Source organism: Leucobacter sp. WKLB1 (assembly GCF_059696215.1).
In genome coordinates this window covers 3,088,988-3,105,051 of the sequence record NZ_AP046115.1, presented here as the reverse complement: position 1 = coordinate 3,105,051, position 16,064 = coordinate 3,088,988, and the positions used below count along the sequence as shown (strand labels likewise).

Annotated in this window: 15 protein-coding genes; 13 read left to right on the top strand and 2 right to left on the bottom strand. The window is 66.8% G+C overall.

The features are described from left to right. The 13 genes from ACZF5Y_RS14270 to ACZF5Y_RS14210 all read left to right on the top strand — a co-directional run bounded on the left by ACZF5Y_RS14270 (position 1) and on the right by ACZF5Y_RS14210 (position 13,382). On the top strand, positions 1-1,101 hold the full coding sequence (locus ACZF5Y_RS14270) for an ABC transporter ATP-binding protein (protein ID WP_497533381.1): 1,101 nt from the start codon (positions 1-3) through the stop codon (positions 1,099-1,101). 10 nt (positions 1,102-1,111) lie between these two features. Continuing rightward, positions 1,112-2,017, top strand: a complete 906-nt coding sequence (locus ACZF5Y_RS14265; RefSeq protein WP_497533380.1) for an ABC transporter permease — start codon at positions 1,112-1,114, stop codon at positions 2,015-2,017. Positions 2,018-2,023: 6 nt separating this feature from the next. Next, positions 2,024-2,806, top strand: a complete 783-nt coding sequence (locus ACZF5Y_RS14260) for an ABC transporter permease (protein WP_053353831.1) — start codon at positions 2,024-2,026, stop codon at positions 2,804-2,806. Between the two features lie 305 nt (positions 2,807-3,111). Beyond that, positions 3,112-3,933, top strand: a complete 822-nt coding sequence (locus ACZF5Y_RS14255) for a creatininase family protein (RefSeq protein ID WP_497533379.1) — start codon at positions 3,112-3,114, stop codon at positions 3,931-3,933. Further along, the gene (locus tag ACZF5Y_RS14250; RefSeq protein ID WP_497533377.1) at positions 3,930-4,802 is read left to right on the top strand and encodes a nitrilase-related carbon-nitrogen hydrolase; all 873 of its coding nucleotides are present in this window, start codon (positions 3,930-3,932) and stop codon (positions 4,800-4,802) included. The genes ACZF5Y_RS14255 and ACZF5Y_RS14250 overlap by 4 nt, the downstream gene beginning before the upstream one ends. Before the next feature lie 354 nt (positions 4,803-5,156). Then, complete coding sequence (locus tag ACZF5Y_RS14245) at positions 5,157-6,722, top strand: ABC transporter substrate-binding protein (protein ID WP_497533376.1); 1,566 nt, start codon at positions 5,157-5,159, stop codon at positions 6,720-6,722. Between the two features lie 26 nt (positions 6,723-6,748). Beyond that, positions 6,749-7,702: an ABC transporter permease gene (locus tag ACZF5Y_RS14240; protein ID WP_075201386.1), complete on the top strand. Its 954-nt coding sequence runs from the start codon at positions 6,749-6,751 to the stop codon at positions 7,700-7,702. Further along, positions 7,699-8,544 carry an ABC transporter permease gene (locus ACZF5Y_RS14235; protein ID WP_497533374.1) on the top strand — a complete coding sequence of 282 codons (846 nt, stop codon included), beginning with the start codon at positions 7,699-7,701 and terminating at the stop codon, positions 8,542-8,544. The genes ACZF5Y_RS14240 and ACZF5Y_RS14235 overlap by 4 nt, the downstream gene beginning before the upstream one ends. Next, positions 8,541-10,226 carry an ABC transporter ATP-binding protein gene (locus tag ACZF5Y_RS14230; RefSeq protein WP_497533372.1) on the top strand — a complete coding sequence of 562 codons (1,686 nt, stop codon included), beginning with the start codon at positions 8,541-8,543 and terminating at the stop codon, positions 10,224-10,226. The genes ACZF5Y_RS14235 and ACZF5Y_RS14230 overlap by 4 nt, the downstream gene beginning before the upstream one ends. A 2-nt stretch (positions 10,227-10,228) precedes the next feature. Further along, positions 10,229-11,119 carry a LysR family transcriptional regulator gene (locus ACZF5Y_RS14225; RefSeq protein WP_497533371.1) on the top strand — a complete coding sequence of 297 codons (891 nt, stop codon included), beginning with the start codon at positions 10,229-10,231 and terminating at the stop codon, positions 11,117-11,119. Between the two features lie 156 nt (positions 11,120-11,275). Beyond that, positions 11,276-12,067: a carbon-nitrogen hydrolase family protein gene (locus tag ACZF5Y_RS14220; protein WP_053387794.1), complete on the top strand. Its 792-nt coding sequence runs from the start codon at positions 11,276-11,278 to the stop codon at positions 12,065-12,067. 40 nt (positions 12,068-12,107) lie between these two features. Continuing rightward, entirely contained in the window at positions 12,108-12,854 is a 747-nt protein-coding gene (locus ACZF5Y_RS14215) for an HpcH/HpaI aldolase family protein (RefSeq protein WP_497533368.1), read from the top strand. Positions 12,855-12,947: 93 nt separating this feature from the next. Then, positions 12,948-13,382, top strand: coding sequence for a RidA family protein (locus tag ACZF5Y_RS14210; protein ID WP_497533367.1), 435 nt, complete (start codon positions 12,948-12,950; stop codon positions 13,380-13,382). A gap of 184 nt (positions 13,383-13,566) precedes the next feature. Here the strand turns inward: ACZF5Y_RS14210 and solA are convergent, their stop codons facing one another. Both solA and ACZF5Y_RS14200 read right to left on the bottom strand, forming a co-directional pair. Then, positions 13,567-14,751, bottom strand: coding sequence for an N-methyl-L-tryptophan oxidase (gene solA / locus ACZF5Y_RS14205; protein WP_497533366.1), 1,185 nt, complete (start codon positions 14,749-14,751; stop codon positions 13,567-13,569). A 103-nt stretch (positions 14,752-14,854) separates the two neighbouring features. Further along, the gene (locus tag ACZF5Y_RS14200) at positions 14,855-16,003 is read right to left on the bottom strand and encodes a tyramine oxidase subunit B (protein ID WP_497533365.1); all 1,149 of its coding nucleotides are present in this window, start codon (positions 16,001-16,003) and stop codon (positions 14,855-14,857) included. Positions 16,004-16,064: the final 61 nt, after the last annotated feature.

Here is a 16,064-nt window from a genome sequence, read left to right as displayed (position 1 = left end):
ATGACGGAGCAGCTCGACCCCGAGTACCTGTCGATCCGCAACCTGCAGAAGACCTACCCGAAGACGGCCGCACCCGCGGTCAATGATGTGAACCTCGATGTGCAGCAGGGCGATCTCGTCGCCCTGCTGGGCCCCTCGGGGTGCGGCAAGACGACGACGCTGCGCATGGTCGCCGGCCTGCTCGAACCCACGTCGGGGCAGATCTTTGTGAACGGCAAGGATGTCGTGTCGACCCCGGTGCACAAGCGCGGCATGGGCATGGTGTTCCAGTCGTACGCGCTCTTTCCGCACCTCACGGTCCAGGAGAACGTCGCGTTCGGCCTGCAGATGCACAAGGTGCCGCGTGCGCAGATCGGCCCGCGCACTGAGGAGGCGCTCGAAAAGGTGCAACTCGGGCACTTGAAAGCGCGCAAGCCGGCCGAGCTCTCGGGCGGCCAGCAGCAGCGCGTCGCACTCGCACGCGCCCTCGTGATCCACCCGCTGCTGCTGCTGCTCGATGAGCCGCTGTCGAACCTCGACGCCAAGCTGCGCGAGGCGATGCGGCGCGAGATTCGCGGCATCCAGCAGGAGTCGGGCACCACGACCCTGTTCGTCACGCACGATCAAGACGAGGCGCTCGACATGGCGGATCGCATCGCGATCCTCAACAACGGCGTCATCGAGCAGTACGACCGGCCGACAGCCATCTACGAGAGCCCCGCGACGAAGTTCGTGGCGAACTTCGTCGGCAAGGCGAACTTTCTCGAGGTGGGGTCGGTATCGGGCAGTTCGGGCGGCGCCTACCAGGTGCAGTCGGAGCTCTTCGGCAGCTTCGCGGTGGCCGGTGCGCCGGGCATCGACGGAGCGGCCTCGCTCGTGGTGCGGCCGCATCGAGTGTCGGTTGCAGCGAGCGATGCGCAGGCGGGATCACTGCCCACCGCGCGTGCCCGTGTCGTGGCGTCGAGCTACACCGGCAACGTGCGCAGCTACGACCTGCACCTCGACAGCGGCCAGGTCATGCGCGCCGACAAGCTGAGCACGGCCCATGACGAGCTGCGGATCGGCGACGAGGCGTACGTGTCGTTCGAACCGGGCGACGCGCACCTCGTGCCGGAAGGGTGAGGGGGACGCTATGACGGCCACGCACACCAACACGGAGTTCATCAGCATCGGCATGAAGTCGAACCGGGCGCGCAACCGCTCGCGGTGGTCGGCCTATGGACTGGTGATCCCGGGCATCATCGGCCTGTTCGTCAGCTTCCTGCTGCCGCTCTTCGTGATGATCCGCATGTCGCTGAACGAGAACGGTTCGGGTGGGCAGCTCATCGAGACGCTCACCGCCGCCTCGTACAGCGATGCGCTCTCTGACCCGTTCTACTGGAAGGTGATCGGCAACACGCTGCTGCTCGGGCTCGTCTGCGGGCTCGGCGCGGTGGTGCTGTCGTACCCGATCGCGCTCTTCCTGACGCGCACCACCTCGAAGTGGAAAGGGGTGCTGATGGCGCTCGCCATCGCGCCGCTGCTCACCTCGGCCGTGGCGCGCACGTTCGGGTGGATGGCGCTGCTCGGCGACCAGGGAGTGATCAACGCCGCGCTGCAGAATTTCGGGCTGATCAGCACCCCGCTGCGGTTGAGCAACAACTTTCTCGGAACGGCGATCGCGCTCGTCGAGATCCTGATGCCGTACGCGATCCTGGCAATGATCTCGGGCTTCGGGCGCATCAACGCCTCGCTCGAGGAGGCTGCGGGATCGCTCGGCGCTTCGAAAGCGAAGGTGTTTTTCCGGGTCACGCTGCCGCTCTCACTCCCCGGCGTCTTCACGGGGTTCCTGCTCGTGTTCGTGCTCGCGGTGAGCTCGTTCGTGACGCCGAAGCTGTTGGGCGGCGGCCGCGTGTTCATCCTCGCGACCGAGGTCTACAGTGAGGCGACGCAGACGCTCAATTGGCCACTCGCGTCAGCGCTGTCGGTCATTCTGCTCGCGGTATTCGGTGCGATCGTCGCCGTGTACCAGCGCCTGATCAAGCGATTCGAAGGGTGATGCGCCATGGCGAAAATTCTGAACCGGATCGTCGTGACGATCGTCTACCTCTTCCTGTTGGCCCCGATCATCGCCGTCGTGCTGATCTCGTTCAACGACTCCAAGAGTCTCGCGATCGAGATCGGGGCGCCGTCGTTCCAGTGGTACGAGAGCATCTTGCAGAACACCGACCTCATGGACGGTGCGCGGGTCAGCCTGGTCACCGCCGTGGTGACGGCGGTCGTCGTACTGGTGCTCGGGGTTCCGGTCGCGCTTGCGATCGCGCGCTACGAGTTTCCGGGCAAGGCCGCGGTGTCGGGGTTCTTCCTGTCGCCGCTGCTCGTGCCGGGTGTCGTGCTCGGCCTCGGCCTGCTGCTGGTGTTCCAACCGGTTGGGCTCGTCGGCACGTACCCCGGCATTGTGCTCGCGCACTTCGGGGTGACGGTGCCGTACGTGATTCGCACGACGCTTTCGAGTCTGGTGACGAGTGACATGCGCTGTGAGGAGGCGGCGCGCGTGCACGGGGCGAACTCATTCACCACGTTCCGTCGCGTGACGCTGCCGATCATCGCGCCGGGCATCCTCGCCGGCGGCGTGATGGCGTTCATCATCTCGTTCGATGAGGCCGTGATCTCGCTCTTCGTGGCCGGCTCCGGGCACACGACGCTGCCGGTGGAGATGTTCCGCTACCTGCAGTACCGCTCGGACCCGGGCCTCGCCGCGCTGTCGGTGATCCTCATCGCCCTGTCGGTCGTGATTGTGCTCGTGATCGAGCGCGCCGTCGGCCTGCGGAAGGTGGTCAACTCGTAGCGCCACCCCTGCCCCCGCCGCCTCCCCGAGCGCACCCCTTTTGCGCGAGCGCACACGTATTTCGAAGGTGCTCTCGCGCAAAAGGGGTGCGTTCGAGGGAGGGGTGGGCGCGGGGAGGTCGGGAGGAGAGGACGCGGGGGTGCGTGGCGGGGGCGCCGCGCACCCCCGCCACCCGCTCCCGCGTGATATTCGCCCGGCGTGCCATAAGCCTCGCGTCTCGAATATCACACCGCCTTATACTCCGTGCCCCGAACTGTGCGCAAAGTTATGGTGAGGAGCACGCACATCAACGGAGAGGCGAGCACATGGGGCACTTCAGAACACACCGACTCGGGGAACTCAGCTGGACGGAGGCGCGCGACGCTGCGGCCCAGAATCCGATCGTGCTGATTCCTTCCGGTGCCATCGAGCAGCACGGCGCGCACCTGCCGCTGAACGAAGACGCGATTACCGCCGAGTGGGTGTCCGAGTACATCGCGCAGCACATCGACACCCCCGTGCTCGTGGCGCCGACGCTGAGCTACGGCCACTCGCCGATCTTCGACGGGTTCGCGGGCACGCTGAACCTCTCGTTCGAGACGCTGCAGGCGGTGCTGTTCGAGGTGATGGACAGTCTCGTGAAACACGGCTTCCGCCGCATCGTCATCGTCAACAACAATGGCGGCAATCAGGCGTCGGCTGCGCACGCGGCGGATCGCCTCCGCAAGAAGTACGGCGTGCTCGTCGGCAGCGTCTACCCGTGGGGCATCGGCTACCGGGTGATGCGCGATCTCTACGAGGATCCGGCCACCGCGTACGGCCACGGCTCCGAGCCCGAGCACAGCGCGATGCTCGCGATGTTCCCCGAGCTCGTGCAGTCGCAGCTCATCGCCGACGGCGGCCTCGTGCCGTTCGAAGGATGGACCCCCACGAACTACTCGGAGGGCGCGATTCCCGGCACCGCCGAGTCGGGCACCCTGTACTGGGATTTCTCGGATGTCAGCCCCTCGGGTGTCACCGGCGACCCTCGCCTCGGCTCGGCCGAGATCGGCGCCGAGTGGATCAAACGGGTTGCGCACGACGTCTGCCTCGGCTTCGTGCAGGAGTTCGAGCGCAATACGGTGAACGCCGAATGGGCGCGCGCATGAGCGGCGCCGACTCCGAGCCGCAGGCCCACGACCGCGCGAACCTGCAGATCAGCGTCGGGCAGTTCCCCGCGATCGAAGACAAAGCGGCGAACCTCGCGGCCGTCCGCGAGCTCGCGGCGCGCGCCGCGGCGGCGGGGTCGCGCGTGCTGATTCTGCCCGAGATGGCAATGTACCACCGCGTCACGGCGTCGGTCGCCGAAGGCGTCGCGGCAGCCGAAGAACTTGACGGCCCGTTCGCGACCGAGGTGCTTCGCCTGTCTCGGGAGTACGGGCTCTTCATCGCGGCCGGCATGTCGAAACGGGTGCCGGGGGTGGTCGAAGCGGATCGCGCACTCAACATCCTCCTCCTCGCCGACCGCGGTGAGATCGTCGCCGAGTACGAGAAGATTCACCTCTACGACGCCTTCGCGGTCAAGGAGTCCGATTCGATCACCCCGGGCGATGCGCTGCCACCGGTGCTCGACATCGATGGCGTGCGGGTCGGGTTCGCGATCTGCTACGACCTACGATTCCCCGAACTCTTCCGCCTGCTCATCGACCAGGGAGCCGAGGTGCTGGCCATCAGCGCGGCCTGGGCGCGCGGGGTCGTCAAAGAGGATCACTGGCTTGCGCTGCTGCGAGCTCGAGCGATCGAGAACACTGCTTACGTCTTCGCGTCCGATGAGGTCAGTGTGAAGTCAGTGGGGCGCAGTGTCATCTTCGACCCGCTCGGTCTGCAACTCGGCGATGCGGGCGAGCAGGAGCTCGCGCTCATCACAGCGACCGTCGAGCCCGGGCGCATCGCCGCGGTGCGCAGCACGTTGCCGTCGCTGCGTAATCGCAGAGTCGCAGTCGAAGCCCGGGTGCACCCGCTCCCGCCCGCCGGCTGACTCACTGACCCGAAAACTCACTGCACGGGCGGGTGATCCGCCACCCATGACGCCTCCGATTCCGAGCAACACGCGCGGAATCGGAGGCGTTCTGCATTGCTGGCGCACTGAAATCGAAGCATTTCATGGCGCTGACCTGCATTTTTACACAGTATAAGTTGGGCGTTATTCTCGTTACCCAATTCTTACTTGCAGCCTATGTTGTCGGCTTCTAGATTGGGCGTTGAACAGTTCACCTGTTCACCCAGCACCCTCGACCGGCACGACGACCGAGCTCTCAGCGTTGAGACTCCTCGCCATGCAGAGACCATCAGTCGCGCCACGAGGTCGGTCACCCAACGAAGGGAATACCCGATGTCCTCCTCACGCCCGCAGCGCCTGAAGCCCTGGCTTTCGGTTCTCTCGCTCGGCGCCGTCGCGGCGCTCGCGCTCACCGCTTGCAGCGGCTCCTCTTCCGGCGACTCCAGCGGCGACGGCTCTGCCGAGCAGGTGCTGACGTTCGGACTCTCGGCCGATCCGGCGCAGCCCATCACCGGTGCCTCGCAGGGCACCGCGGTCAACCAGCTGCTCACGATGGTGCACCGCGGCCTTACGAGTTTCGACGCCGATGGCCAGGCGGCGCCGGCCCTCGCCGAGAAGATCGACACTCCCGATGACACGACCTACGTGTTCACGCTGCACCCCGATCTCACGTTCAGCGACGACAGCGCGCTCACCGCCGACAACGTCAAGAGCACCCTCGACTACTACCGCGACCCGGCGAACGGTTCTCAGCTCGCCGCGCTGCTTGCAGACATCGACAGCATCGACAGCGACGGCGCCTCCGAGGTCACCGTAAAGCTCTCGCAGCCGAACAACGCCTTCCTGCAGTATCTCGCGCTGCCGTTTGCGGGCATCGTGCCCGATGCGTCGCTCAACCCCGACACCGCCAACTGGGTGGGCGCCGGCCCCTGGGAGATGACGAACCTCGATCAGGGCATCGGCCTCACGATGGAGAAGAATGACGGCTATTACGATGCCGACAACATCGCGCTCGACGAGATCGACGTGAAGTTCTACGCCGACGGCGAGGCGCGCACGAACGCGCTGCTGTCGGGCGATGTCGACCTCATCGACTACGTGACATGGGAGAACTTCGACCGTGTCGCCGACGCAGGTTTCACCGTCGACCAGGTCAACGGACCGTTCCAATACGTGCAGTTCAACGTCGAAGACGGCCCGTTCGCCGACCCGAAGGTGCGCCAGGCCGTCGCGTACGCCCTGAATCGCGACAACTCGGTACTCGCCGCGTTCCAGAGCAATGGCACGGCGCTCAACGGTCTGTCGATCCCGGAGACCGACCCGGCATACGATGAGGATCTCGCGAACCTCTGGAGCTACGACCCCGAGAAGGCGAAGTCGCTGCTCGCGGAGGCCGGCTACCCCGACGGCTTCCCAGCGACGCTCCTGTCGACCTCGCAGTACACGTTCCTGCAAGACAATGCGCTCTCGGTGCAGGAGGATCTGAAGGCGATCGGCATCGACGTCACGCTCGACGCTCCCGACTGGTCGACTCGCGTGTCGCAAGGCAACGAGGGCAAATACGACATCGCCGTCTCCGGTGACAGCGGCGCTGTCGCCGATCCGTCGTACCTCATCAACTGGGTCACCGACGATCGCACCTACAACGTGAGCTGGGGCTACAAGAACGACGAGATCGCCGACCTCATCGGCCAGGGTCTGCAGGCGACCGACGACGCCGAGAAGCATGACATCTACCAGCAGATCGGCAAGATCTGGGCCGAAGACGTGCCGTTCGCGTCGCTGAACACCCGCGCCCAGGCCTATGGCTACAACGATCAGGTAGAGGGCTTCTCGAACTTGCCGGGCACCCTCACGTTCTACAGCGGCTACATGCTGGCGAACACCTCGATGAAGTAACCACCGACTCAGGAAGACATCACATCGTGCTTGCATTCATTGCGAAGCGCCTGGCGATGGGCGTGGGCCTCGTGCTCCTCGTACTCACGCTCATCTTCTCAGCGCTGCATTTCGTGCCGGGCGACCCGGCCGTGCTGCTCCTCAGCGTCGGCGATGGGGGCGCCCCCACGCCGGAAGCCGTCGACCGGGTCCGTGAACAGCTGGGTCTGAACCAGCCGTTGTTCGTGCAGTACCTGCACTTCCTCGGCGGCGTGTTCACCGGTGACCTCGGCAACTCGTTCAAGACGTCCCAGCCCGTGCTCGAGGCGATCGGGGCCCGACTGCCCCGCACCCTCCTGCTCGTCGGCTTCGCGACGCTCCTCTCGGTCGTGTTCGGCATCACCCTCGGCGCCCTGGCCGCCCGCAAGGGCGGCTGGGTCGACACCCTGGTTACCGCGCTCAGCTCGATCGGCGTCGCGCTTCCGGTGTTCGTGTTCGGCGCCGTACTGATTCTGCTGTTCTCGATCTCACTGAAGTGGTTCCCCGCGGGCGGCTACGTCGATTTCGCGAAGGATCCGCTGGGCGCCATCTGGTCCCTGATGCTGCCGGCGATATCGCTCGCCGTCGGCTTCTCCGCCCAGATCGCCCGCATGACACGGTCGGCGGTGCTCGAAGTGCAGGGGCAGGACTGGGTGCGCACCGCGAAGTCGATCGGCCTGGCCCCGTTCACGGTGTTCCGCAAGCACGTGCTGCGCAACTCCCTGACCCCGGTCGTCACGGTCATCGGCATCGGCTTCGGCACCCTGCTCGGCTCGACCGTGCTGGTCGAGCGGGTCTTCAACTACCCCGGAATGTCGAGCCTGCTGGTCGACGGCGTCACGAACCGTGACTACCCCGTGGTGCAGGGCATCGTCATCGTCATCGCGCTCATGTTCATTCTGATCAACATCGTCGTCGATGTGATCTACGGCATTCTCGATCCCCGAGTGAGGCGGTCATGAAAATCAGTCCCCGCCTGCGTCAGGCGATCACGCCCCTGCGCGTCATCATGGCCGTGTACATCGTCGTCATTCTCGTCGTGATGTTCCTCGCTCCGGTGCTCGCGCCCTACGATCCGATCGCGCAGAACGTCGCGCTGCGGCTGAAGCCCCCGTTCTCGGAGGGTCACCTGCTCGGAACCGATGAGCTCGGCCGCGACATCCTGTCGCGCGTCATGTACGGCGCCCAGATCGAGCTCTTCATCGCCCTCGGCGCAACGCTGCTCGCAACGGGCCTCGGCACGCTGCTCGGTCTGCTGGGCGCGTACTTCAACGGGCTCACCGAGTTCATCACCATGCGCCTCATCGTCGATGTGGTGCTCGCGTTCCCGCCGATCATTCTCGCGTTGCTCGCGGTCACCCTCTACGGGCCCGGAGCGGTGACACTGATCATCGCGATCGGCGTGCTCTTCGCCCCGATCTTCGCGAGAATCACCTACGGCCAGGTGCTGTCGGTGAAGCGCGAGGAATACGTGGACGCCGCGAAGACCTTCGGCGCACCGACCATCGTGGTCATGTTCCGCACGGTGCTGCCGAATGTCTCGGCGCCCATCATCGTGCAGTTCTCGCTCACGATGGCCGCGGCGATCCTGCTCGAATCGGGACTCAGCTACCTCGGACTCGGCGTCGTGCCGCCCACCCCCTCGTGGGGTTCGATGGTGGCCCAAGGGCAGCGATACCTGACGACCGACCCGCACGCATTGCTCGTGCCCGGCATCGTTGTCGTGCTCACCATTCTCGCGTTCGGCATCCTCGGTGACGCCCTCCGCGATCTCCTCGATCCGAAAGCAAAGAAGCGATCATGAGTACTCCACTCCTCAAGATTGACCGTCTCTCCGTCGAGTTCCAGACCCCCGACGGGTGGCGAGCGGTGACCCACGAAGTCTCGTTCGAACTCGAGAAGGGCAAGACCCTCGCACTCGTCGGTGAGTCGGGATCGGGCAAGTCGGTCACGTCCATGTCGATTCTCGACCTGCTCCCGCCGAACACGCGACGCACCGGAACCATCTGGTTCGACGGCGTCGACGTCACCGCGTTCTCGGACAAGGCGCTGCGCAAGCTGCGCGGATCGCGCATCGCGACGATCTTTCAGGAGCCGATGACGGCGATGAACCCGGTCTACACGGTGGGCGACCAGCTCATTGCGGCGCTGTCGAGCCATCGTGAGCTCACGAAGACCGAGGCGCGCGAGCGGGCCATTCAGCTGCTGCGCGACGTGCACATGCCGAATCCCGAGCAGAAGGTCGACGACTACCCGCACCAACTCTCGGGCGGTCAGCGGCAGCGCGCGATGATCGCGATGGCGATCTCGAGCGAGCCCGAGCTGCTGATCGCGGACGAGCCCACGACGGCGCTCGACGTCACCGTGCAGGCCGAGATTCTCGACCTCATCGCGGAGCTGCAGGAGCGGCTCGGCATGGGCGTGCTGATCATCACCCACGACATGGGGGTCGTCGCCGATGTCGCCGATGACGTGGTCGTGATGAAAGACGGCGAGGTCGTCGAGGCCGCACCGTCGCGCCAGCTCTTCGCGAACCCGCAGCAGCCCTACACGCAGCAGCTGCTTGCCGCGGTGCCGCACCTCGGCAAGGCGAAAGACTTCTTGGACTCGTCGGGCAACAAGCTGCGCATTGACGGCGTCACCGCGCTCAATGTGCTCCCGGAGGTCGTGCTCGAACTCGACCAGGCGGTCATCCGCTACCCGGGTCGCTGGCGCCGCCCCGGCTTCCAAGCGATCAACGGCATCGACCTGCAGGTCGCGAAGGGCGAGATCGTGGGTCTCGTCGGTGAGTCGGGATCGGGCAAGTCGACCATCGGTAAAGCCGCGATCGGCCTGCTCCCCGTGTCCGAGGGCACGCTCGAAGTCGAGGGCGAGCGCATCGCCGGCCGTGGCGGCGCCGCCATGAAGCAGCTGCGCAAGCACGTCACGATGGTGTTCCAGGATCCGGCCTCGTCGCTGAATCCGCGGCGCACCATCGGGCAGGCGATCAGCGACCCGCTGCTGTGGCAGGGCATCGTGCGCGACGGTCGCAAGCGCCGCACCCGCGCGAAAGAGCTGCTCGAGCAGGTGCAGCTCAACCCCGACTGGGTAGACCGGTATCCGCACGAACTCTCGGGTGGCCAGCGGCAGCGCATCGGCATCGCGCGAGCGATCGCGACGAACCCGGTGCTGATGATCGCCGACGAGCCCACGTCGGCGCTCGACGTGTCGGTGCAGGCGCAGGTGCTCGACCTCTTCCTCGGTCTGCAGCGCGAACTCGGGTTCTCGTGCCTGTTCATCAGCCACGACCTCTCGGTGGTCGAGACCCTGTCGAACCGCGTGGTCGTGCTGCGGCACGGCGACGTCGTCGAGCAGGGGCCGACCGAGCAGGTGCTGCACCACCCGCAAGACGAGTACACGCGACGGCTCATCGCGGCCGCTCCCGTGCCCGACCCCGAGGTGCAGCGCGAGCGTCGAGCGATCCGACTGGCAGCGAAGCAGGCCTGATCATGGAGACCCGACGCCTGGAAGCCTTCGTCGCACTGGTCGACGCCGGCGGCTTTCGCCAGGCTGCGGACGAGCTCTTCATCACGCAGCCCGCGCTGTCGCAGCAAATCGCGCGACTCGAGAAAGACGTCGGCGTGCAGCTGATCGACCGCACCACGCGGCCGATCACGACGACCGAGGCGGGGCGCGAGTTCTACTTCCGCTGCCGCAACGTGCTCGACTCGATGCGCGAGGTGTCTCAGCTGCTCTCGGATGCGCGCGATGCGCAGTTCGGGCGCGTGCGCATCGGCATCGTGCCGGCGATGCTTTTCGCCTCGCCGGCACGGGCCGTGCGCACCTTCCAGGAGCGATTCCCCGAGGCCGAGGTGAGCCTGCGCAGCATCGCGACGGGCACGCTCATCGAGGAGCTGGAGCAGGGCAGCGTCGACGTCGCAGTGCTGCTGACACGGCCAACCCTGAAAGACCTGTCGACGGTTGACCTCTTCAGCGACGACTACATGGTCTGCCTGCCCAGCGGTCACCGGCTTGGGGGGCAAGACGAGGTGAGCTTCGCCGAGCTGCGTGACGAGCGGTTCATCCAGGGCATTCGAGCGGCGAACCGGATGGGCTTCGACTCCGTCGTCTCGGCCTGCATGAGCGCGGGCTTCTCGCCGAACAGCGTCGAGGCCTTCGGCTCCTACCTCGATCACGCTGGGCTCGTCTCGGCCGGCATGGGCGTCTCGTTCGCGCCGCAGTCGTTCGCGCACCTGCGACCGAACGGGGTGAGCTATCACAAGCTCGTCAATCCGAGCGCGAGCATGACGGCGACGATCTCCTGGTACCCGAGGCGTCTCGACTCAGTGGGTCGGGCGTTCGTCGACCACTGCATCGCCGACTGCACGACGGGCGGGTGACGCGCACCCGGCCTCGCGATCCCGCACCCTCCACTCCACTGCGACCCGCACCCGGCACCGCGCCGACCGCCGTTCGCACGGAGCGCGGTCGAACACACCCAAAAACTTCCCAAGATCCCCGAAACCTCATCCCAGATTCACCCGGAAGGACCCCCCATGAAACTCTCCATCTGCCAGATCGTCTCGACTGAGGACGTCGCGGCGAACCTCGCCGAAATCGGCCGAGTCACCGAGATCGCCGCCGCCGAGGGCGCCGACCTCGCCGTGTTCCCCGAGTTCGCGATGATCGGCGTCACCGCGCTCACCCCCGAGGTGCTCGCGCAGGCGCAGCCCCTCGACGGGCCGTTCGTCACCGGCCTCGAGCAGATCGCCGAGCGCACCGGCGTCTCGATCGTCGCCGGCATTCTCGAGGAGATCCCGGGCGAGACTCGCGCCTACAACTCACTCGTCGTGCTGACCCCCGAAGACGGCCTCGTCGCGGTCTATCACAAGGCGCATCTGTACGACGCGTTCGGGTTCAAGGAGTCCGACAACATCTGCCCGGGCTCCCTCGACGGCGCCATCACGTTCGACATCGCCGGCGTGAAGGTCGGCATGCTGACCTGCTACGACCTGCGCTTCCCCGAGGCCGCGCGCCAGCACGCCGACGCCGGCGTCGACGTGCTCGTATACCCCGCCGCGTGGGTGCCCGGTCCGCGCAAGGAAGATCACTGGCAGACGCTCGCCCGCGCCCGCGCGATCGAGAACACGTTCTACGTCGCCGCGGTGTCGCAGGGCCCGTCGTTGGGTGTCGGCGGCAGCCTGATCATCGACCCCATGGGGCTCGTGCTCGGCGAACTGGGGGAGCGCAACGGTGTCGCAACGGCGGCCATCTTGCCCGACCGCATCTCCGAGGTGCGCCAGACCAACCCCTCGCTTGCGAACCGCCGGTTCACGATCGCCTCCTGACTCCTCCTCTTCTCCGCAACTCCTGAAAGGAACACCACTCATGTCACAGCAACTCAAGCAGGGCGCCTGGCTCTCAGACTCCAGCGTCGCCATTGCTGAAATCGTCGCGAATCTCGGGTACGACTTCGTGGTGCTCGATGTCGAGCACGGTGCATTCGACCTCTCCATCCTCGAACGCTTCATTCCGGTGCTGAAAGGTCTCGGCCTCGAAGTGCTCTCGAAGGTGCTCGTGCCTGAGCGCGGGGCGATCCAGCAGGCACTCGATTTCGGCTCTGACGGCGTCATCATTCCCCACATCGAAGGGCTCGAGCACGCGAAGAAGGTCACCGACTTCGCGAAGTTCCCGCCGCTCGGCACCCGCAGCCTCGCGGGCGGCCGCACCATGAACTACGCGGGCTACGACGACGAGTGGGTCGCCGCGCAGGATCGCGACATCAAGATCTTCCCGATGGTGGAGGATCCGGGTGCGCTGCGCGACATCGAGGCGATCGCGGCGCTGCCCACCGTCGACGGCATCTTCATCGGCCCCGGCGATCTGTCGCTGATGCGCGGGCGCGGCGTGTACCGCCAGACCGAGGCCGACTTCGACGACTTCCGCAAGGTTGTCGCCGCGGCGCGCGCGAACAACAAGCCGTGGGTGCTGCCCGCATGGACCACCGTCGAGAAGGAATTCGCCGCCGCAGAGGGCGCCGACTACGTGCTCCTCACCATGCAGCACAACGCCATCGCCGAGGGGTACGGCAGCGCCCGCACCCTCATGGACGGCATCGTCGCCGCTGCGAAGTAATTCGTGCACCGGGCCCGGCCGCCGCTGCATGCGGAGTCGGGCCCGGTGCGTTGTTGTCGTTGTTGTCGTTGTTGTCGTCTGGAGGATGCCACCGTGAATGATTCAGCTCAGCCCGGCCCGGTGATCCGGCGCTATTCGCCCGAGGGCATCGCGGCGCCCGTCGGAGCCTACTCGCACCTCGCCTCGGTTTCGGGGCCCGTGGAGTGGGTGTTCATCTCGGGGCAGGTGGGCGCCGATCGCGACGGCGCGGTGCCTGACGACATCGCCGCGCAGACCCGAAACACGCTGCGCAACATCGAAGCGCTCATTGCCGCGGCCGGTGGCACGCCGCAGTCGATCGTGCGGCTCATGTCGTTTGTCGTCGGCGCCGAGCACATGCCCGAGTACGCGGCGGCGCGCAACGCGATCTTCGCGGAGTGGTTTCCGTCGGGCGACCTGCCTGGCCACTCGCTCGCGATCGTCGCGGGGCTCGCGCAGCCCCACCTGCTCGTCGAGATCGAGGGGTGGATCGCGCTGCCCGCGCGGTGATGGCGGCGGCGCGTCGTTCCGCCCCCACCCCGCGTCGTTCTGCCCCAACCCCGCGTCGTTCCTCGAGTGCACCCCTTTTGCGCGAGCGCACCCGTTTCGCGCCGGTGCACTCGCGCAAAAGGGGTGCGCTCGCGAGCAGGAGGGCGCGGCGGAACGTGGCGCAGGGCGCGCGCCCCCGCTGCGCCTAGTGCCCGCCCCCGGTGTAGGCGCCCGTCACGGCGAGGCGCTCGAGGTGGGCGGGGAGCGCGAAGCGCGGATCCCAGCCGGTGACCGCGTCGAGGTCGTCGCCGGCAGCTAGCTGTGCCGCCCACCCGCCGAGCTGCGGCGAGAACTTGAAACCGTGGCCCGAGAGCCCGGTCACGGTGACGACCCGCCCGCTGGCGCTACGATCGACGACGGGCAGGCGATCCGGTGTGTATGCGCAGTGGTGCACGCTCTGGCGCACGGGCTCCGGGTTGATCTCGGGGAACAGTTCGGCGGCGCGCTGGCCGATCTTGATGAGTTCGGCGCGCGTGTGCGACGCAGGCACCTCGTCGACGTCGCGGAACACCGGCCACTCCGGGTTCGTGCACGCCTTGAACGAGTACCCGTCGAAGCTGGGGGCGCCGAAGAAGTGGATCGGGCCGACATCGCGCAAGAACGCCGGGAAGCGCGACGGCACGAACTGCTCGGGGTGCTTCGGCATGAACCAGGTGAGGCCGAGCACCTGGAGGCGCAGCAGGTCGTTGAGCTCGGGGGAGAGCCGGGTCGACCACGATCCCGAGGCGACGACGACCGACCGGGCGAGCCACGCGCCCTGCGGGGTGCGCACCACAACGCCGTTGCCGCGCTCCTCGATCTCGAGCACCGGGGTGTTGAAGTGCAACTCGGCGCCGTTCGCTTCAGCGAGGTCGAGCGCGCTCATCACTGCGACCTCGGGGCGCAGGCCGCCGCCGTGCTCGTCGAGCAGGGCCACATCGCCGTCATTGATGCGGTGCTGGGGGTATTCCGCCCGCAACTCCTCGGTGCTGAGCAGACGGTGGGGAATTCCGAATTCGCGCACGGTGCCGATCGCGGTGTCGAGGTCGGCAAACCCCTCAGGGGCGATGCTGAGACAGCCGACCTCGGCGTAGATGTCGCGCCCCGATTCGCGCTCGAGTTCGCGCCAGAGATCGCGCGACCGCTGAATCATGCGCACGTACGTGCCGCCCTCGTGCACAGCGGTGCGGAAGACGCGCGACTCGCCGACGTACGAACCGTGCGGGTGCACGCGCCCGTACTGCTCGATGCCGACGACCTTCAGGCCCTCGCGCTTGCTCAGCTGCCACAGTGCCATCGAGCCCACGGTGCCGGCGCCGATGACGATCACGTCGGTGTGCTGCAGTTCCATCAGTCTTCTTTCTCGGGTGGTCGGGTCGGTGCGGGTGCGGGTGCGGTCGCGGGTGCGAGTGGGCTGCTGAGGTGCGGGATCGCGTCAGATTCCGAGGCGCTGCCTACGCGAGCGCGGGCGCGTCCCAGAGGTTCAGCTGCGTGCCGATGCCGTCGCGCACGGCATTGCGATACACCTGCGTCGCCCACGCCACATCTTCGACCGGCATGCCGCCGACCGAGTAGATGAAGATTTCGTCGTCTGACTGGCGGCTCGGCGTGATACCGCGAATGATCTCTCCCACGTCTTCGAACTGCTCCGGGGCCATACGGCCGTCGCGCACCCGGTCGACGAGGCTGATGCCCCAGATGCCGACGACCTCGTGCGCGGGTTCGGGCAGCTCTTCGGCCCACGCCTGGTAGATCTTGCGCGCGTCGACGACGTGGCGGGAGCGCTGCACGAGCGGTTCCTCGACGGCGAGGTGCGCGGAGCAGCAGATGAAGGCGCCGGGCTTCACCCACTCGTCTCGCACGAGCGGGTAGTGCTCCGAGCCCGACTGGCTGGGCACGGCGATGCTGACGATGTCGCAGTCGCGCACGGCGTCTTCGAAGCTGTCGACCTGCTCGAGGGTGAGCTGCGGAAACTTCTCGGACGCCCACGCGATGAAGGTGTCGACGCCGCCCTGGCTGCGGCCGAAGACGCGCACGGTGTCGATGCCGGGGCGCACCGCCACGAATGATTCGAGCGAGGTGCGATTCATGGGGCCGGGGCCGACAATGCCGACCACGCGCGCGTCTGCGAGGGCGAGCTCGCGGGCTCCGACACCGGGGATCGCGCCGGTACGGTACGCGCTGAGCAGGTTCGCCGACATGATCGCGAGCGGCGCGCCCGTGTCTTTGTCGCTGAGCGTGAACATCAGGATCGAGCGCGGCAGGCCGCGCTCCTTGTTCGCCACGTTGGACCCGTACCACTTGCACCCGGCCGCCTGGTAGTCGCCGCCGAGGTACGCGGGCATGGCCATGAACCGGCGATCCGGCCCATCGACGGGCATGCCCGGAAACGTCTCCGTTTCGGGGAAGAAGATCTGCGCACCGTGCGAATTGTTCTCGGTGCCGGCCATGCGGTAATCGCCCTCGGCGAACAGGCCGAGCATGTCTGACATCGTGTCGACGCACGCGGCCATGTCGGTCACTCCGGCGCGAATCATGTCTGCCTCGTTGAGGTACAGAAAGTCGATGCGCGTATCGGCTGCGGTGGGGGCAGGTTCTGGCACGGCGGTGTGTCCCTTCGAAAGCGGGCCCGGCGACGGTGCGGCGGGTAGCGTCAGCCTAGAA